We start from the raw sequence: 17,226 nt of genomic DNA on the forward strand, positions 1-17,226 counted from the left end.
CCCGACGACGCGGCCGCGGCCGCCGCCGCGCTCGCCGAGGAACTGCAGCGCGTACGCGACGCCGCCCACGCCGAAGGCCACGCGGCCGGCCACGTCGAAGGCCAGGCGCTCGGCTACCAGGCCGGTTTCGAGCAGGGCCGCGAACAGGGCTTCGCGGCCGGTCAGGCCGACGCGCACGAACAGGCCGCGCAGCTCGCGGCGCTCGCCGCGTCGTTCCGCGAGGCCGTGTCCGGCATCGAGCACGATCTCGCCTCCGATATCGCACAACTCGCGCTCGACATCGCGCAGCAGGTCGTGCGCCAGCACGTGAAGCACGATCCCGCGGCGCTCGTCGCGGCCGTGCGCGACGTGCTCTCGGCCGAGCCCGCGCTGTCCGGCGCGCCGCATCTCGCGGTGAATCCGGCCGACCTGCCCGTCGTCGAAGCCTATCTGCAGGACGACCTCGACACGCTCGGCTGGAACGTGCGCACCGACGCCTCGATCGAGCGCGGCGGCTGCCGCGCGCACGCCGCGACCGGCGAGGTCGACGCGACGCTGCCCACGCGCTGGCAGCGCGTCGCCGCCGCGATCGGCAAGGTGAGCGCGTGGTGACGCCCACGCCCGAGTCGCTCGCGCACGACGGCATGACGCCGCTCGAACGGGAACTCGCGCTCGCGTCGTTCGGCCCCGCTGCCGCGCACGACGCCGCACCGGACGCCACCCCGCATGCGGCCGACGCTCCGGCCGACGCCGCCCGCGCCGCGCCGCGCGCGCCGCACAATCCGCATCTCGCGCACTGGCGCACCCATCTGAACGGGCTCTCGGCGCGCAGCCAGCGTGCGCTGCCGCTGCGGCCGTGCGGGCGCCTCACGCGCGCGGCCGGCCTCGTGCTCGAGGCGATCGGGCTGCGCCTGTCGGTCGGCGCCGAATGCACGATCGAACTGCCGCCCGGCAGCACGCTGCCGCACGCGGAAGCGGAAGTCGTCGGCTTCTCCGGCGACCGCCTGTTCCTGATGCCGACCACCGACGTCGCCGGCGTCCTGCCCGGCGCGCGCGTGTGGCCGCGCGAAAGCGCGCCCGTCGCCGATCCGCTCGCGGGCGCGAAGCGGCTGCCGGTCGGCTGGGAAATGCTCGGGCGCGTCGTCGACGCGTCGGGCCGGCCGCTCGACGGCCTCGGCCCGCTTGCGTCGAAGGTCGACGCACCGCTGTCGGCGCCGTCGATCAACCCGCTCGAGCGCGAACCGATCCACCACGTGCTCGACGTCGGCGTGCGCGCGATCAACGCGCTGCTGACCGTCGGCCGCGGGCAGCGGATGGGCCTGTTCGCCGGCTCCGGCGTCGGCAAGTCGGTGCTGCTCGGCACGATGGCGCGCTACACGAGCGCGGAAGTGATCGTGATCGGGCTGATCGGCGAACGCGGCCGCGAAGTGAAGGAATTCATCGAACAGATCCTCGGCGAGGACGGGCTCGCCCGCTCGGTTGTCGTTGCCGCGCCGGCCGACGTGTCGCCGCTGCTGCGGATGCAGGGCGCGGCGTACGCCACGTCGCTCGCCGAGTATTTCCGCGACCAGGGCAAGCACGTGCTGCTGCTGATGGATTCGCTGACCCGCTACGCGATGGCCCAGCGCGAGATCGCGCTGGCGATCGGCGAGCCGCCCGCGACGAAGGGCTACCCGCCGTCGGTGTTCGCGAAGCTCCCCGCGCTCGTCGAGCGCACCGGCAACGGGCCGGAAGGCGGCGGCTCGATCACCGCGTTCTACACGGTGCTCACCGAAGGCGACGACCAGCAGGACCCGATCGCCGATTCGGCGCGCGCGATCCTCGACGGCCACGTCGTGCTGTCGCGCGCGCTCGCCGAGGCCGGCCACTATCCGGCGATCGACATCGAGGCGTCGATCAGCCGCGCGATGACCGCGCTGATCGACGAAGCGCACCTCGACCGCGTCCGGCAGTTCAAGCAGATGCTGTCGCGCTACCAGCGCAATCGCGACCTGATCGCGGTCGGTGCATACGCTCCCGGCCGCGACGCGCAACTCGACCGCGCGATCGCGCTCTATCCGCGCATCGAGGCATTCCTGCAGCAGGGCTTTCGCGAATGCGCGCCGTTCGCGTCGAGCCTCGCGGGGCTCGATGCGCTGTTCGACGCTTACGGAGGCTGATCCCGATGGCTCACGGCTTTCCCCTTCAGTTGCTGCTCGACCGCGCGCAGGAAGATCTCGACTCGGCCACGAAGCAGCTCGGCACCGCGCAGCGCGACCGCACCGCGGCCGCCGAGCAGCTCGACGCGCTGCTGCGCTACCGTGACGAATATCACGCGCGCTTCGCGCAATCCGCGCAAAATGGCATGCCGGCCGGCAACTGGCGCAATTTCCAGGCGTTCATCGATACGCTCGATGCGGCGATCCTGCAGCAGCGCAACGTGCTGGCCGCGGCCGAACTCCGCATCGACGAGGCGCGCCCGAACTGGCAACAGAAGAAACGCACCGTCGGCTCATATGAAATCCTGCAGGCGCGCGGCGTCGCGCAGGAAGCGAAACGCGACGCCCGGCGCGAACAGCGCGACGCCGACGAACACGCAGCGAAGATCCTGCGCATGCGGGCCGACGCGGCCCGTTCGTCGTAACCCACCGCATTCGAACGAGAGAACCGCCATGCCACCCCTGCCCCTGCTCGGCGCGTTGATCGACACCGCCGGCGCCGCCCTCAAGGCCGCCCGCGGCTCGGGTTCGTCCGGCGCCGCCGGCACCGACGCCTCGAACACCTCGGCTTCCGCGCCGTTCGCGCAGACGCTGAAGCAAAGCGTCGACACGCGACGCGACACGGTGAATTCCGGCACGCAGAACGTATCGACGAAACAGGCCGCATCGAAGCCGGCCGCCGGCAGGAAGCCGTCCGGCACCGACGACACGAACGCGAGCGCGAGTGCCGCCGCCACACCGGACGCCGCCGCACTCGCGGCCGCCGCGGCCTTGCAGGCGCAACTGCAGGCGCGCACCGGCAACGCGACGCCGGCCGATGCGGCAACCGCCGCGGCCACTGCGCAACAGACGGCCGTCTCCGGCCAGCCCGATGCCACGGCCGCGCTGGCGGACCACGCGACCACGGACGCCGGCGCGCAGCCGGCCGCCCCGACGTCGGTCCACGATGCGCTGCAGGCCGCGCTCGGCAGGCTGACGGGCGGCTCGGGCGCGATCGCGATGCCCGCGACCGGTGCGACGGCGGCGTCCTCGGCCGCGACCGCATCGCCCGGCACCGCCGCACCACTGACGCCGAAGGCGCCGACGTTCGACCACATGCTCGCCGACGCCAAGGGCGCGCCGGGCGCCCAGGCGACCCCGACGCAAGCCACCGCACAGGCACTGCAAGCCGACGCGAACGCGCAGTCCGGCGCGCAGCACGCGCTTGCCGCAGCCGGCGAGGCAACGGATCCGGCGGCCAGCGCGACGCTCGCCGCGGGCGCAACGGCCGCGGCCGCCGCGCAGGCGAGCCTGCAGTTGTCGCCGGCCGCGGGGGCGATCGCCGCCGCCAACCCGAACGTGCTCGCGCCGCACGTCGGCACCGCCGACTGGACGGACGCGCTGAGCCAGAAGGTCGTATTCCTGTCGAACGCGCATCAGCAGAGCGCCGAGCTGACGCTCAATCCGCCCGATCTCGGGCCGCTGCAGGTCGTGCTGCACGTCGCGGACAACCACGCGCACGCGCTGTTCGTGTCGCAGCACGCGCAGGTGCGCGACGCGGTCGAGGCCGCGCTGCCGAAGCTGCGCGACGCGATGGAAGCGGGCGGGCTCGGGCTCGGCAGCACGACCGTCAGCGACGGCGGCTTCGCTTCGCAGCAGAACCCGCAGCAAAACTTCGCCGGCGGCCAGTCGGCGCGGCGCGGGAACGGCGGATCGTCAGCCGTCGATGCACCGGCCGACGCCGCGCAATCCGCACCGGTCGCCACGACCGTGAGCCGCGCCGGCCTCGTCGATACGTTTGCCTGAGCATGTCGTGCCGGTGCGCGCGCCGCTCAGCGGCCGTGCACCGCCGCGGCCGCCTCGCCGCGCGGCGCCCCGCCCTTGCGGGCCGCGACGATGAAATCCGCCGCGCGTTCGCCGATCATCACCGACGGCGCATTCGTGTTCCCGCCGACCAGCGTCGGCATCACCGACGCATCCACCACGCGCAATCCGTCGACGCCGCGCACGCGCAGTTGCGGATCGACGACCGCGCGCGCATCCGAGCCCATCCGGCACGTGCCGACCGGGTGATAGATCGTATCGGCATGCGCGACGATCGTCGCGCGCAGCTCCGCTTCGCTCTGGTCCGGGCGCGTGTACAGCTCGCGGCCGCCCTGCGACGCGAGCGGCGCCTGCGACAGGATCCGGCGCATCGCGTGCGCGCCGCGCACGAGCAGGTCGAGATCGCGCGTATCGCTGAAGAAGCGCGGATCGATCAGCGGCGCGTCGCGCGCATCGCCGCTCGCGAGCGCCACCGTGCCGCGGCTGAACGGCCGCAGCGCGCACACGTGCAGCGAGTAGCCGAAGCCCCAGTGCATCTTGCGGTTGTGGTCGTCCACGAGCGCCGTGCAGAAATGCAGCTGCAGGTCGGGACGCGCGAGCGACGGGTCGCTCTTGATGAAGCCGCCGGCCTCCGCGACGTTGCTGGTCATCATCCCGGTGCGGCTCGAGAAATAGCGCGCGAGCGCGGGCGTCATCTTCGCGATCCCGCGCAGGCACACGCCGACCAGCTCCGACGAGTTCACCCGCGTATTGATGATGAAGTCGATGTGGTCGATCAGGTTCGTGCCGACGTCCGGCGCGTCCTGCACGACCGCGATCCCGTGTCGGCGCAGTTGCTCGGCCGGACCGATCCCCGAACACATCAGCAGTTGCGGCGAATTGAACGCGCCGGCGGACAGGATCACTTCCGCGCGTGCGTCGAGCGTCTCGACGCGTCCGTTGCGCGACACCGCGACGCCGGTCGCGCGCTTGCCGTCGAACGCGACGCGCAGCACCGTCGCATCGGTGATCACGTGCAGGTTCGGCCGGCTGCGGCCGTAGATATAGGCACGCGCGACGCTGCAGCGCGAGCCGTCGCGATGCGTGACCTGATAGAAGCCGACGCCTTCCTGCGTCGCGCCGTTGAAGTCGTCGTTCAGCGGATAGCCGGCTGCGTGCGCGGCCTGGATGAACCGCTCGGAAAACGGATTGCGAAAGCGCAGGTCCGACACCGACAGCGGGCCGTCCGCACCGTGCCACGCGTCGGCGCCGCGTTCGTTGCCTTCCGCGCGGCGGAAATACGGCAGCACGTCCTGCCAGCCCCAGCCGGTCGCGCCGAGCTGCGCCCACTCGTCGTAGTCGCCCGGGTGGCCGCGCGTATAGATCATCGCGTTGATCGCGCTCGACCCGCCCATCCCGCGCCCGCGCGGCTGGTAGCCGCGCCGCCCGCCGAGGCCCGGCTGCGGCACCGTCTCGTAACCGTAGTTCGTGCCGAGCTTGAACGGCACCAGCGCCGCGATGCCGACCGGCATGTTGACGAGCAGGTTGCGCTCCGTATGCGAGCCGGCCTCGATCAGTGCGATCGTCGCATCGGGACAGGCATCGGCGAGACGGCCTGCCAGGCTCGACCCGCCCGAACCGCCGCCGACGATGATGTAGTCGTATTGCATGTCACGTCTCCGTCGTGTCATGAAAGGCGCCCGGCACCGCCGCGCGACCGCGTCTCCTCTTGTAAGGCCTGTTTACCCGTGGAACGCCCCCGCGCATGCCCGGCGTCGCTCGCCGGGAAAGACGCGACGCGCATCGTCCGGCCGGGCCGGACGAGCGACGGACGATGCCGCCATGCTCGCGATGCCGGTCGCTCCCGCGGCGACGCATGCGCATTCCACAGGTCGACAGCCCCTGATGTTCGGGCATTGTAGGAATGGCCGTCATGCGCGCGGCGCGCGGATTCAAGAGCGATTCCTCTAAACGCCCGCGTGAACTAAATTTAAGATGTATCGATGCGCTTTGCGCGACGCGCCGGCCACGAGAAGCCGTTCCGTCGTGCAACGGGAGAGACGACGATGCAGCGCCAGGTTCTGCAGGCCGCGTGCCGACCCGGTTGCCCGGAAATGCCGCGCGCGCCGCGCATTTCATTTCAAACGGCTGCCTGCGCGAAGCAGCACGGCATCATGCGCGCAATCGTTCGAATTCGAACGGCACGGGTCGTCGCCGACCGTTTGGACGGTGGATCGCCGCCGCGGCACGATGCGCTACGGCACGGTCCGGCGTACCCGGCGTGCCGGCCCGTCGCGATGCACGGGCAGGCGCTCGCGCGGCAGCGTCGCGCGCCCGGCGGCAGTCGCCCCGCCCGGCAGGCACGCGCACCGCGGCACGTTTTTTCGATGCGGACACCGTCGCGCGGATGCGACGCCCGCCGCACGCAGCAACCGGTTTTCGAGCACGCATCGCATCCGGCCTCGCGCCGTGCGGCGCGCCCACCCCGATCCGCGTCGCCGCGCTCGCCGAGCGCGCGCGTGCGGCGTGACGGCCGGCCGACCAGCCAGGCCCAACTGGAGGAGACGACATGAAGAACGACCTGCCCGAACTGGCGCCGCAAGCCCTGCCGTCGGTCGATGCGCTGACGTCGCTGCTGCGCGACCAGCGCGCGGCTTACCTGCGCGCACCCTACCCGTCATGGGAAACGCGCGTGCAGCATCTGCGCGCGCTGCGCACGATGCTGATCGATCATGCGGACGCGCTCGCCGACGCGATCAGCGCCGATTTCGGCCATCGGGCGAAGCAGGAAGTGCTGCTGTCGGAAATCTGGATGGCGAAGGAGGAGATCGACGACGCGCTCAGGCACGGCAAGCGCTGGATGAAACCGATCCGCAAGCCGATGAACAAGTGGCTGCGCCCGGCGCGCGCAAAGGTGATTCCGCAGCCGCTCGGCGTGGTCGGCATCGTCGTGCCGTGGAACTACCCGGTGCTGCTCGCGGCCGGCCCGCTGATCTGCGCGCTCGCCGCCGGCAACCGCGCGATCGTCAAGATGTCCGAACTGACGCCGCGCACGTCGGCGCTGTTCGAGCAGCTGATCGCGAAGACGTTCGCGCGCGACCATGTCGCGGTCGTGAACGGCGATGCGGAGGTCGGCGCCGCCTTCAGCGCGCTGCCGTTCGACCACCTGCTGTTTACCGGCTCGACGCACGTCGGCCGCCACGTGATGCGCGCCGCCGCCGACAACCTCACGCCCGTCACGCTCGAGCTCGGCGGCAAGTCGCCCGCGATCGTCGGCCCGAACGCCCGCTTCGATGCGGCCGTCGACGCGATCGTCGCGGGCAAGACGCTGAACGCCGGCCAGACCTGCATCGCGCCCGACTACGTGCTGCTGCCGCGCGGGATGGAAGCCGCGTTCATCGAGCGGGCGCGGGCGCGCTTCGCGAAGATGTATCCGGATCTCTCGACCAACGGCGACTACACGACGATCGTCTCGCCGCGCCACTATGCGCGGCTGCAGCAGCTCGCGAGCGACGCGCAGGCGGCCGGCGCGCAGCTGCATCCGCTGTCGGACGCGCGTTCCGATCCCGCGGCGCGCCGCTTCGTGCCGTGCGCGGTCACCCAGGTGCCGGCCGCGTCGCAACTGATGCAGGAGGAAATCTTCGGGCCGCTGCTGCCGCTGGTGCCGTACGAACGGCTCGACGAGGCGATCGCGTACGTGAATGCGCGCCCGCGTCCGCTCGCGCTCTACCTGTTCGACGAGGACGGCGGCACGATCGATCGCGTGATGCGCGAAACGATCTCGGGCGGCGTATCGATCAACGAAACGCTGATGCACATCGCCTGCGGCAGCCTGCCGTTCGGCGGGGTCGGGGCAAGCGGGATGGGCGCGTATCACGGCTACGACGGCTTCGTGACGTTCTCGAAGATGAAGCCGGTGCTCACGCAGCCGCGCCTGAACGCGCGCAACCTGCTCGCCCCCCCGTACGGCAAGCGCTTCGCCGCGCTGATCAAGCTGATGCTGAAGTTCTGACGCAGTCGAACCGGGCGAGCCGCGCGCATCGCGCGGCAGCCCGTCCACGCGCCGCGCGCAGGCCGTGCGCGTTCACACGGGCCAGAGCGGCCCTTCCTGCATCGCGCCGATCTGCTCGCGCAACTCGAGCACGCGCGCTTCCCAGTAACGATGCGTGTTGAACCACGGAAACGCGGCCGGGAACGCGGGATCGTCCCAGCGCCGCGCGAGCCATGCCGCATAGTGGATCAGCCGCAGCGTGCGCAGCGCTTCGACCAGATGCAGCTCGCGCGGCTCGAATTCGTGGAAATCCTCGTAGCCGGCCAGCAGATCCGCGAGTGCGCGCGACGCGCCTTCGCGATCGCCCGGCAGCAGCAGCCACAGATCCTGGATCGCGGGCGCCATCCGGCTGTCGTCGAAGTCGACGAAATGCGGGCCTGCATCGGTCCACAGCACATTGCTCGGATGACAGTCGCCATGCGTGCGCAGCAGACGGATCTCGCCCGCGCGCTCGAACGCGGCCTCGACGCCTTCGAGCGCGAGCGCGACGGCCGTCTCGTACGCGGGCCGCACGTCGTCCGGAATGAAATCGTGCGCGAGCAGGTAATCGCGCGGCTCGTAGCCGAAGGTGCGGATGTCGAGCACGGGGCGCGCGACATACGGCTCGGTCGCGCCGACCGCATGAATCCGGCCGATGAAGCGGCCGAGCCATTCGAGCGTGTCGCTGCGGTCGAGATCGGGCGCACGGCCGCCGCGCCGCTCGAAGATCGAGAAGCGGAAGCCGTCGAACGCGTGCAGCGTGCGGCCGTCGAACACGCGCGCGGGCACCGCCGGAATCTCGCGCGCGGCGAGTTCGGCGACGAACGCATGCTCTTCGAGGATCGCCTCGTCCGACCAGCGCGCCGGGCGATAGAACTTCGCGACGACCGGCGGGCCGTCTTCGATGCCGACCTGGTAGACGCGGTTTTCGTAGCTGTTGAGCGCGAGCAGGCGCCCGTCGGTGCGCAGGCCGGCGGGCATCAGCACGCTGTCGAGCGCATCGAGCACGCACTCGGGCGTGAGGCCGGCGAATGGCGGGCCGGCGGGAGAAGCGGAAGCGGAAGTGACGTCGTTCATGTCCCGCATTGTGCCGCCAGCCGGGTCGAAAGACGAGCGTCCGGTGCGGCGTGCGCTTAGTGGAGCGCCGCGCCGGCCGGCAGCACGGATTCGCCGGTGTCGATCAGGTCCTCGAGAAAGAACGGCTCGGTGTTGAGTTCCTTCGACTCGCCCGGTACGCCCGCGTACCAGGTCACCATGGCCATGTCGCCCAGGATGCGCTGGACGATGCCGCGTGCGCCCTTCGGCACCGCGATATGGGTGGTACAGACAATCGACCCGACATGCATGATGGTTCCCCACTCTTGAAACTTGAAACCCGGCCCGCTGACGAGCCGGCAAATGCACGATCCGCGCGCTCTCGTCGGAGCGTTGCGCGTGATCCCATTGTTCACGGTTTATCGAAGCGCGAAAAGAAGAAGAAGCGGGCGAAGCACCGCGAATTCGTCGAATGTCTCCAATCAACCACTACGCCGGGCGCGTACTTGCCCACCCGGTTCCCCCCATCATACCCTGTCGAATGTGACTGCCCGCCGAAACCACCGCGCCCGCCGCGCCCGCCGCCGCGCACAGGCGATCGTCATGGCGCGCGCATCGCGGCACGATGCGGGGCGCTACGGGATTCCGCACCGCCGCGCCTGCCGTAACGCCACCGCATGCGCCGCGCGCCGTCGCTGCCGGCCCCGCGCTGAACGTTGCATGCGCAGCGAGCAGCGACCGCCGCCTGCGCGACACCGGCCTCGCCGGCATCCGTGCATCGTCCTGCCAGGCACACGACAGCGGTTGCGCCGGATGCTCGCCTTGCGGTACCGTTGAGGCTCATTCGCGTTCAAGCGCATTCCGACACGATGCATCCGCTCACGTCCGCCCTCGCAAAATCCCGGCCGCAGTTCGACTCGCGGCCGCAGGCGTGTGCGCATCCGTCGGTCCTTCCTCCTCCTGTCGCACCGCCGCGCGTCGGCGCCGCGCCGCCCCCTCCGGCGGCACGCGCCGGCTGACCAGCCGGCTTCCGTTTCGTCTTCCGTTCGCCCCCGTCGGCTCGTGTTCGTGCGTCATGACGCACGGTGCATTGCCACGCGCGCGAGCGGAACGTTCCGATCCGTTCGACAGGTGGATTCACATGGTTTCGTTCAAACGCGCGCTTGCCGCGCATGGCGCAACGTCGCTCTTCGTGCTGCTGTGGAGCAGCGGCGCGATCTTCGCCGAACTCGGTCTGCATCACGCCTCCGCGTTCGTCTTTCTCACCGCCCGCTTCGCCCTCGCGTCGCTCGTGCTGCTCGGCCTGGCCTGCGTGCGCAAACGCTGGCTGCCGCCGCGCGGCGAGCGGCGCATGGCCGCACTGACCGGCTTGCTGATGATCGGCGGCTATTCGATCTTCTACCTGCTTGCGCTCGAACGCGGGATCGCGCCGGGCGTGCTCGCGACGATCCTCGGCGTGCAGCCGATCCTCACGCTCGCGATCGTCGAACGGCGCTGGCAGCCGGTGCGCGTCGCGGGACTCGCGCTGTCGCTGGCCGGGCTCGCGCTCGTCGTGTGTCGCGGTGCGGGCGACGGCAGGCTGTCGCTTGCGGGCATCGCGTGCGCGCTCGCCGCGCTCGTCGCGCTGACCGCCGGCTCGCTGCTGCAGAAGCGCGTTCGCGCGGCGCCCGCCGACGTGCTGCCGCTGCAGAATGCGATCGGCCTCGCGCTGTGCGTGGCGATCGTGCCGTTCCGGCCGGTATTGCTCGACATGAGCTGGGCGTTCGTCATTCCGCTGCTGTGGCTCGGCATCGTGATTTCGGTAATCGCGCAACTGCTGTTCTACCGCTTGATGCAGCGCGGCGATCTCGTCAACGTGACGAGCCTGTTCTATCTCGTGCCCGTCGTCACCACGCTGATGGATGCCGTCTGGCTCGGCAACCGGCCCGAGCCGCTCGCGCTTGCCGGCATGGGCGCCATCGTCGCGGGGCTCGCGCTCGTGTTCCGCGCGCCGGCCGCACGCGCGCAACCCGGGCGCGCATGAGCGGGCGGGCCGCCGTTCCCTTGGCGCGCGGCGGCCCGCACCGGATACGCACGGCCGTTCCGCGCATTGCGAAAGGAATGTGAAAGATACGTGCAGGGCGTTCGTCGAATTCGCAGAAAAAGTTGCGGTTCCCGTGGTTTTCCGCTGATTTTTAATGGTTCGGATAGCGAAAAACCTGTCCGGGTTGCCTATACTCGAATTGACCGCCCCGCTCGCAATCGGGCCGGACCAATACGAGAAACACCCGGCATGGGGCCGGAGCAAGGGCCGCGGCGCCCGCTCCGCTCGACCTTGGAGACACGCATGACGACCTATTTCACGATCGGCGACTTCATCCTGTTGATCCCGATGGCGCTGGCCGGCGCGCTGTTTCTCGGCGCGGTGCCGTGTGCAACCGAATTCCGCCACAACCTGCTGCGCGTGCTGGGCGTCATTCTGGGCGTCGGCGTCGCGGTCCTGCTCGTCGAAGGCCTGCCTGCGCTGATCTAGCGTCGCAATCCGTGCACGACGCGCATCGCTGCGCCGCAGCGATGCGTTTCACGTTGCCTGTAATACGGCGCGCGATGTTTCGCATGCCGTATCGACTGCCGGTCAGATCGCCTGATCGGTGGACGGCTTTTCCCACAGGTTGATGCCGCCTTCGGTCGCGTGACGATCGATCTCCGCGAGTTCCTCCGCGGAGAATTCGAGATTCTTCAGCGCGCCGACGTTTTCACGCACCTGTTCCGCCCGGCTCGCGCCGATCAGCGCGGACGTCACGCGGCCGTGGCGCAATACCCATGCGAGCGCCATCTGCGCCAGGCTCTGCCCGCGCCGCTCGGCGATCGCGTTGAGCTTGCGCACCTGCTCGAGATTGTCCGCGCTCAGGTGATCCGGCTTCAGCGAGCCGCCGCCCGGCTTGTTCACGCGCGCGTCGGCCGGCACGCCGTTCAGGTACTTCGACGTGAGCAGCCCCTGCGCGAGCGGCGTGAAGGCAATGCTGCCCGCGCCGACATCGTCGAGCGTGCCGAGCAGGTCGTGCTCGATCCAGCGGTTCAGCATGTTGTACGAAGGCTGGTGGATCAGCAGCGGCACCTTGTACTGCGCGAGCAACGCGGCCATCTCGCGCGTCTTCGCGGCCGAATACGACGAAATGCCGATGTAGAGCGCCTTGCCCTGCTGCACGGCCGACGCGAGCGCGCCCGCCGTTTCCTCGAGCGGCGTGTGCGCGTCGAAGCGGTGCGAGTAGAAGATGTCGACGTAGTCGAGCCCCATCCGCTGCAGGCTCTGGTCGAGGCTCGCGAGCACGTACTTGCGCGACCCGCCGCCGCTGCCGTACGGCCCCGGCCACATGTCCCAGCCGGCCTTCGTCGAGATCAGCAACTCGTCGCGATACGGCCGGAAATCCTCCTTCAGCAGCCGGCCGAAGTTGGTTTCGGCGCTGCCGTACGGCGGCCCGTAGTTGTTCGCGAGATCGAAGTGGTTGATACCGAGGTCGAACGCGGTGCGCAGGATGTCGCGCTGCGTCGAGATCGGCGTCGAGTCGCCGAAGTTGTGCCACAGGCCGAGCGACAGCACGGGCAGTTTGAGCCCGGATTTGCCGCAGGTGCGGTATTGCATGTCGGCATAGCGTTCGGAAGCTGCTTCGTAGGCCATGAGTCTGTTCCGTCAGGACATCGGGAGAAGGGACGCGCGCCGGCTGCGCACACGGCGCGGCGGCGGCGAGGGAGTCATACGACGACTATGGTAGCGAAAGCGGCGGGCGCGCGCACGGCGATGGACGCGACCGCGGTGGTCGCCTACACTGCGGCGTCTCGAATCACCGTTCCAGCGAGGTTGGTATGTCCCGGGTCATCTCGGTTGCGCTGCTCGTCGGCGGCGTCGTGCTGCTGTATTTCGGCGGGCAGTCGTTCCATTCGATCAACGACAACGTGTCGCGCTTCTTCACCGGCTCGCCCGCGACGAAGACGATCCTGCTGATCGCGGGCGGCGCCGTCGCGTCGTTCATCGGCCTGATCGGCCTCGCGATGCCGGGCGGCAAGCGCTGATCGCGCGGCCGCGCGGCACACGGACGGCCCGCGTCGCACACGCGGGCCGCATCAAGCGAAACGGGCGGCCAGGCCGCCCGTTGTTTCATTCGCCCGCGATGCGCCGCATGCGCATCGCGCGATCGCACGGCGGCATGGCCGCCCGCACGATCGTCGCCTAGAACTGCACTTCCGGCTTCGCCGCCGAACGCGTGCCGGGCAGCGGCCGGTTGCTCGCGCCATGGTACGTGTAGACGAGCGAGAACTTCACCTGGTCGGAGCGGTTCTGCCCGGCCGAATGCAGCGTGTTGCTGTGAAAGAACACGACGTCGCCCGCCTGCAGCGACGGGCACGTGGCCGCGTCGATCATCTTCCGGTTCTCCGGCAGGTCGCCGCGGAAGAACTTCGCATCGTCGAACGCTTCCGGCCCGAATTCGGCCGTATGCGATCCCGGCACGAGCCACAGCGCGCCGTTCTCGTTCGTTTCCGGCCCGAGGGCGAGCCACACCGACACCATGTCGGGACGCTCGAACGCCCAGTAGCGGAAATCGCGATGCCAGCCCGTCAGGCTGCCGTACGCGGGATGCTTCGTCATCATGCAGTTGTGATGCGCGCGCGACAGCACGGGTTCCTCGCCGAAATACTCGCGCATCCACGCATGGATTTCGGGGGCGGTCGCGCGCTCGGCGAAGGCGGGATCGCGCCCGTACGCATCGAGCAGCCGCCGCACCGTGTGCCCGCCCGGCGCGTGCTTCGACTCGGGCGCGCCCGGGTAGCGCAGGTCCGCCTCGAACTCGATCGGCTCGGCCGCCTCCTGCAACTGGCGCGCCGCGATCTGCCTGAGCGCCGCGCACTGCTGCTCACCGACGAGGCCACGCGCGACGACAAAACCGCGTTCGCGCAATTCCGCGACTTGCGCGCGGATCGATTCCGACTGCAATGGAGACGACATGGGATGCCAGACGTTTATTGTGTGAATGTGACGATTGTAAATCGGCGCCGGATACCGCGAACAGCACCATTGTCGTGCGCAGGGGCATGCCAATCGCGGATTTGATCGTGCTCAAGGGAACTGTGCGGTGCGATGCCGTGCCTCACCGACAGGCGATATGCGGCACACGCCTTGCGGCTCAAGGGTTTATTGCGACTTTTGCCCGTCACGATTCCCCTGTAGCCTGTCGCAGCCTGTCAATTCTGGCGGGCGCGGCGCGCAGCGGCTTTCGGTAAGATCCGTTGCGCCATCCGAGGCCGTTCATAGCAGTGCGCTCTTCAGGGCGCCATCCATACAAGCGACGCATCGTTCACATGCCATTCCGTCTGACTTCCCGTCTCAGCCGCGCTGCGAAGCGCGTCGTGCCGACCGCTCCTGCCCGCTCGCTGCGCCACCACCGCGCACGCACGCAGGCGCTGGCCGAGCGGACGCTCGCACATAGCCGGCTGGACGGCATCCGCGCGTGGTTCCACGCCTTTTTCTCGATGATGAGCACGCAGGCGTTCGCACGGCGTGCCGGCCTGCGCTCGCTGCTGCAGAAGCCGTCGTCGCTGCGCGCGCTCGCGCTGCGCCGCACGCTCGGGCCGCAGCGCCGCGTCAACCGCCCGCGCCGCCTCGCGGCCAGCGACGGCTGGTTCGGGTTCGGCGCACGCTGAACGCGCGCCGGCGGGCACGATCCGCGACGATCGCCGTCGCGCCGCGGCCCCGCAGCGCCGACGATCGACACCCATAAAAAAACCCCGGCATGGCCGGGGTTTTTCATGTCGGGCGAACGACGCTTACGCGACGCGTGCCGTCGGCTCGACGCCGGCCGCTTCGGCCAGGGCGAGCGCCTTGTCGGTCGCTTCCCACGAGAATTCCGGCTCTTCGCGGCCGAAGTGGCCGTAAGCCGCCGTCTTCTCGTAGATCGGGCGCAGCAGGTCGAGCATCTTGATGATGCCCTTCGGACGCAGGTCGAAATGCTCGCGCACGAGCTTCGTGATCACCGCATCCGACACGCGGCCCGTGCCGAACGTGTTGACCATCACCGAGGTCGGCTCGGCAACGCCGATCGCGTACGACACCTGGATCAGCGCGCGCGACGCGAGGCCGGCGGCGACGATGTTCTTCGCGACGTAGCGGCCGGCATACGCTGCCGAACGGTCGACCTTCGAAGGATCCTTGCCCGAGAACGCGCCGCCGCCGTGCGGTGCGGCACCGCCGTACGTGTCGACGATGATCTTGCGGCCGGTCAGGCCGCAGTCGCCCTGCGGGCCGCCGATCACGAACCGGCCGGTCGGGTTCACGAGGAACTTGATGTCGCCCTTGATCAGGTCGGCCGGCAGCGTCGGCTTGATGATTTCCTCGATCACGGCTTCGCGCAGCGCGGGCAGCTCGATGTCCGGTGCGTGCTGGGTCGACAGCACGACGGTGTCGATCGCGTGCGGCTTGCCGTCGACGTAGCGGACCGTCACCTGCGACTTCGCGTCCGGGCGCAGCCATTGCAGGCGGCCGTCGCGGCGCAGGCTGGCCTGGCGCTCGACGAGACGGTGCGACAGGTAGATCGGCAGCGGCATCAGTTCCGGCGTTTCGTCGCACGCGTAACCGAACATCAGGCCCTGGTCGCCCGCGCCCTGATCGAGGTTGTCGTCATGTGCGCGATCGACGCCCTGGGCGATGTCCGGCGACTGCTTGTCGTACGCGACGAGCACTGCGCAGCCCTTGTAGTCGATGCCGTAGTCGGTGTTGTCGTAGCCGATGCGCTTGATCGTGTCGCGCGCGATCTGGATGTAGTCGATGTTGGCCGTCGTGGTGATTTCGCCGGCCAGGACGACGAGACCGGTGTTGCACAGCGTTTCCGCCGCAACGCGGGAATACTTGTCTTGCTCGAGGATGGCGTCGAGGATCGCGTCCGAGATTTGGTCGGCGACCTTGTCCGGATGGCCTTCGGAGACGGATTCGGACGTGAAGAGATAATCGTTTGCCACTTTTTCAGGCTCCTTGGTGTGGTTACGGTTGGTTTCACGTAGCCAGCTTCGTTCGGCCTGAAGCGGCGACGCTTTAGCGGATTACCAGGACCGGGCAGCGTGTGTAACGCCAACCGGCTTCGCCCCGCAAGTTGTCAGTTAACTCGGCGAAGCCCGTATTATAGCGGCTTTCCTGAATTGTCACAGAGCGCCGCCCGTGCTGCATCTTCCGCTGTTCTACCCCCCAGTTCGCAACGCGCCGGCCAGCCGGTCCCACGGAGGTTTCGCATGCTAGGTCGTCTAGCCACGCACCTCGCCATTGGCTTGCTGAAACTGCTCGCCCTGCTGCCGTACGGCCTGACCGCACGATTCGGCGATGGTCTCGGCTGGCTGCTCTACCAGATCCCCAGCCGGCGAAAACGCATCGTACACACCAATCTGAAACTCTGCTTCCCGGATTGGAGCGACGCGCGCCGCGAGGAAGTGGCGGGGCAGCACTTCCGCCACGCGATCCGCAGCTACGTCGAACGCAGCGTGCAATGGTTCGGCTCGGAGAAGAAGCTCGCGAAGCTGATCCAGGTCGACAGCGCGGTCGACCTCACCGATCCCGACCTGCCGCCGACGCTGTTCCTCGGCCTGCACTTCGTCGGCATCGAAGCCGGTTCGATCTGGCTCAACCGTTCGCTGCAGCGCCGCTGCGGATCGCTTTACCAGCCGTTCTCGAACACGGTGCTCGAGGAAGCGGCGAAGCAGGCGCGCGGGCGCTTCGACGCGGAGATGGTCGGCCGCGCCGACAGCGCGCGCGTCGTGCTGCGCTGGCTGCGCGACCGCAAGCCCGTGATGCTCGGCGCCGACATGGACTACGGGCTGCGCAATTCGACGTTCGTCCCGTTCTTCGGCGTGCCGGCCTGCACGCTGACGGCGGTCGGCCGGCTCGCGAAGACGGGCCGCGCGCAGGTCGTGCCGTTCATCGGCGAGGTGCTGCCGAACTACAAGGGCTACCGTCTGAAGGTATTCAAGCCGTGGGATGACTACCCGACCGGCGACGACGATCTCGACGCGCGGCGGATGAACGCCTTCCTCGAGGAGCAGATCCCGCTGCTGCCCGAGCAGTATTACTGGGTCCACAAGCGCTTCAAGACGCGCCCGCCCGGCGAGCCCGGCCTGTACTGACCCTAGCCGGGAGGCATGCGGGCGCGCGGCCGGAAGCGCGCCCCGCACGCTTGCCGCCTAGGG

At 69.4% G+C, this 17,226-nt stretch carries 16 protein-coding genes; 10 read left to right on the plus strand and 6 right to left on the minus strand.

The window, feature by feature from the left end:
- From fliH to GQ57_RS36660, 4 genes are all read left to right on the plus strand, one after another.
- On the plus strand, positions 1–591 hold a 591-nt coding region (fliH, locus tag GQ57_RS36645; protein ID WP_034200463.1), incomplete at its 5' end, for a flagellar assembly protein FliH.
- The gene (fliI, locus tag GQ57_RS36650; RefSeq protein WP_034200464.1) at positions 585–2,138 is read left to right on the plus strand and encodes a flagellar protein export ATPase FliI; all 1,554 of its coding nucleotides are present in this window, start codon (positions 585–587) and stop codon (positions 2,136–2,138) included. The genes fliH and fliI, both read left to right, overlap by 7 nt.
- 5 nt (positions 2,139–2,143) lie before the next feature.
- The gene (fliJ, locus tag GQ57_RS36655) at positions 2,144–2,602 is read left to right on the plus strand and encodes a flagellar export protein FliJ (protein WP_031399702.1); all 459 of its coding nucleotides are present in this window, start codon (positions 2,144–2,146) and stop codon (positions 2,600–2,602) included.
- A 28-nt stretch (positions 2,603–2,630) separates the two neighbouring features.
- The gene (locus GQ57_RS36660) at positions 2,631–3,962 is read left to right on the plus strand and encodes a flagellar hook-length control protein FliK (RefSeq protein WP_034200465.1); all 1,332 of its coding nucleotides are present in this window, start codon (positions 2,631–2,633) and stop codon (positions 3,960–3,962) included.
- 26 nt (positions 3,963–3,988) lie between these two features.
- On the opposite strand, the gene GQ57_RS36665 is transcribed toward GQ57_RS36660, so the two are convergent.
- Positions 3,989–5,629, minus strand: a complete 1,641-nt coding sequence (locus GQ57_RS36665; RefSeq protein WP_031399700.1) for a GMC family oxidoreductase — start codon at positions 5,627–5,629, stop codon at positions 3,989–3,991.
- Positions 5,630–6,528: 899 nt separating this feature from the next.
- On the opposite strand from GQ57_RS36665, the gene GQ57_RS36670 reads away from it, so the two are divergent.
- Positions 6,529–7,971: a coniferyl aldehyde dehydrogenase gene (locus GQ57_RS36670; protein WP_031399699.1), complete on the plus strand. Its 1,443-nt coding sequence runs from the start codon at positions 6,529–6,531 to the stop codon at positions 7,969–7,971.
- A 72-nt stretch (positions 7,972–8,043) separates the two neighbouring features.
- On the opposite strand, the gene GQ57_RS36675 is transcribed toward GQ57_RS36670, so the two are convergent.
- Both GQ57_RS36675 and GQ57_RS36680 read right to left on the minus strand, forming a co-directional pair.
- Positions 8,044–9,066, minus strand: a complete 1,023-nt coding sequence (locus tag GQ57_RS36675) for a serine/threonine protein kinase (RefSeq protein WP_152603458.1) — start codon at positions 9,064–9,066, stop codon at positions 8,044–8,046.
- 56 nt (positions 9,067–9,122) lie between these two features.
- Positions 9,123–9,335 (minus strand): hypothetical protein, encoded by a 213-nt coding sequence (locus GQ57_RS36680; protein ID WP_004198969.1) that lies wholly within the window; start codon positions 9,333–9,335, stop codon positions 9,123–9,125.
- Between the two features lie 830 nt (positions 9,336–10,165).
- Here GQ57_RS36680 and GQ57_RS36690 point away from each other — a divergent pair.
- Together GQ57_RS36690 and GQ57_RS36695 are read left to right on the plus strand one after the other, a co-directional pair.
- Positions 10,166–11,047, plus strand: coding sequence for a DMT family transporter (locus GQ57_RS36690; RefSeq protein WP_034200468.1), 882 nt, complete (start codon positions 10,166–10,168; stop codon positions 11,045–11,047).
- A 303-nt stretch (positions 11,048–11,350) separates the two neighbouring features.
- Positions 11,351–11,536 carry a hypothetical protein gene (locus GQ57_RS36695; protein ID WP_011353526.1) on the plus strand — a complete coding sequence of 62 codons (186 nt, stop codon included), beginning with the start codon at positions 11,351–11,353 and terminating at the stop codon, positions 11,534–11,536.
- Positions 11,537–11,638: 102 nt separating this feature from the next.
- Here the strand turns inward: GQ57_RS36695 and mgrA are convergent, their stop codons facing one another.
- Positions 11,639–12,682 (minus strand): L-glyceraldehyde 3-phosphate reductase, encoded by a 1,044-nt coding sequence (gene mgrA, locus GQ57_RS36700; RefSeq protein WP_031399696.1) that lies wholly within the window; start codon positions 12,680–12,682, stop codon positions 11,639–11,641.
- 185 nt (positions 12,683–12,867) lie between these two features.
- Between mgrA and GQ57_RS36705 the strand changes: the two genes are divergently transcribed.
- Positions 12,868–13,074: a DUF3185 family protein gene (locus GQ57_RS36705; protein WP_031399695.1), complete on the plus strand. Its 207-nt coding sequence runs from the start codon at positions 12,868–12,870 to the stop codon at positions 13,072–13,074.
- A 157-nt stretch (positions 13,075–13,231) separates the two neighbouring features.
- On the opposite strand, the gene GQ57_RS36710 is transcribed toward GQ57_RS36705, so the two are convergent.
- Positions 13,232–14,005 carry a phytanoyl-CoA dioxygenase family protein gene (locus tag GQ57_RS36710; protein ID WP_031399694.1) on the minus strand — a complete coding sequence of 258 codons (774 nt, stop codon included), beginning with the start codon at positions 14,003–14,005 and terminating at the stop codon, positions 13,232–13,234.
- A 353-nt stretch (positions 14,006–14,358) separates the two neighbouring features.
- On the opposite strand from GQ57_RS36710, the gene GQ57_RS36715 reads away from it, so the two are divergent.
- Entirely contained in the window at positions 14,359–14,700 is a 342-nt protein-coding gene (locus GQ57_RS36715; RefSeq protein WP_034200469.1) for a hypothetical protein, read from the plus strand.
- A gap of 123 nt (positions 14,701–14,823) precedes the next feature.
- On the opposite strand, the gene metK is transcribed toward GQ57_RS36715, so the two are convergent.
- A complete protein-coding gene (metK, locus tag GQ57_RS36720) occupies positions 14,824–16,011 on the minus strand; it encodes a methionine adenosyltransferase (protein WP_031399692.1) in 1,188 nt (395 codons plus the stop codon).
- Between the two features lie 267 nt (positions 16,012–16,278).
- Here metK and lpxL point away from each other — a divergent pair, with 267 nt between their 5' ends.
- Positions 16,279–17,163: a lauroyl acyltransferase LpxL gene (lpxL, locus tag GQ57_RS36725; protein WP_031399691.1), complete on the plus strand. Its 885-nt coding sequence runs from the start codon at positions 16,279–16,281 to the stop codon at positions 17,161–17,163.
- Positions 17,164–17,226: the final 63 nt, after the last annotated feature.

The sequence above is a fragment of the Burkholderia sp. MSh2 genome (assembly GCF_000731655.1).
Lineage (GTDB): Bacteria > Pseudomonadota > Gammaproteobacteria > Burkholderiales > Burkholderiaceae > Burkholderia > Burkholderia paludis.

Coding starts and splice junctions, on each gene's coding strand:
- fliJ (WP_031399702.1), top strand. CDS start 2,144: ATGGCTCACGGCTTTCCCCTTCAGTTGCTGCTCGACCGCGCGCAGGAA.
- GQ57_RS36660 (WP_034200465.1), top strand. CDS start 2,631: ATGCCACCCCTGCCCCTGCTCGGCGCGTTGATCGACACCGCCGGCGCC.
- GQ57_RS36665 (WP_031399700.1), bottom strand. CDS start 5,629: ATGCAATACGACTACATCATCGTCGGCGGCGGTTCGGGCGGGTCGAGC.
- GQ57_RS36670 (WP_031399699.1), top strand. CDS start 6,529: ATGAAGAACGACCTGCCCGAACTGGCGCCGCAAGCCCTGCCGTCGGTC.
- GQ57_RS36675 (WP_152603458.1), bottom strand. CDS start 9,066: ATGAACGACGTCACTTCCGCTTCCGCTTCTCCCGCCGGCCCGCCATTC.
- GQ57_RS36680 (WP_004198969.1), bottom strand. CDS start 9,335: ATGCATGTCGGGTCGATTGTCTGTACCACCCATATCGCGGTGCCGAAG.
- GQ57_RS36690 (WP_034200468.1), top strand. CDS start 10,166: ATGGTTTCGTTCAAACGCGCGCTTGCCGCGCATGGCGCAACGTCGCTC.
- GQ57_RS36695 (WP_011353526.1), top strand. CDS start 11,351: ATGACGACCTATTTCACGATCGGCGACTTCATCCTGTTGATCCCGATG.
- mgrA (WP_031399696.1), bottom strand. CDS start 12,682: ATGGCCTACGAAGCAGCTTCCGAACGCTATGCCGACATGCAATACCGC.
- GQ57_RS36705 (WP_031399695.1), top strand. CDS start 12,868: ATGTCCCGGGTCATCTCGGTTGCGCTGCTCGTCGGCGGCGTCGTGCTG.
- GQ57_RS36710 (WP_031399694.1), bottom strand. CDS start 14,005: ATGTCGTCTCCATTGCAGTCGGAATCGATCCGCGCGCAAGTCGCGGAA.
- GQ57_RS36715 (WP_034200469.1), top strand. CDS start 14,359: ATGCCATTCCGTCTGACTTCCCGTCTCAGCCGCGCTGCGAAGCGCGTC.
- lpxL (WP_031399691.1), top strand. CDS start 16,279: ATGCTAGGTCGTCTAGCCACGCACCTCGCCATTGGCTTGCTGAAACTG.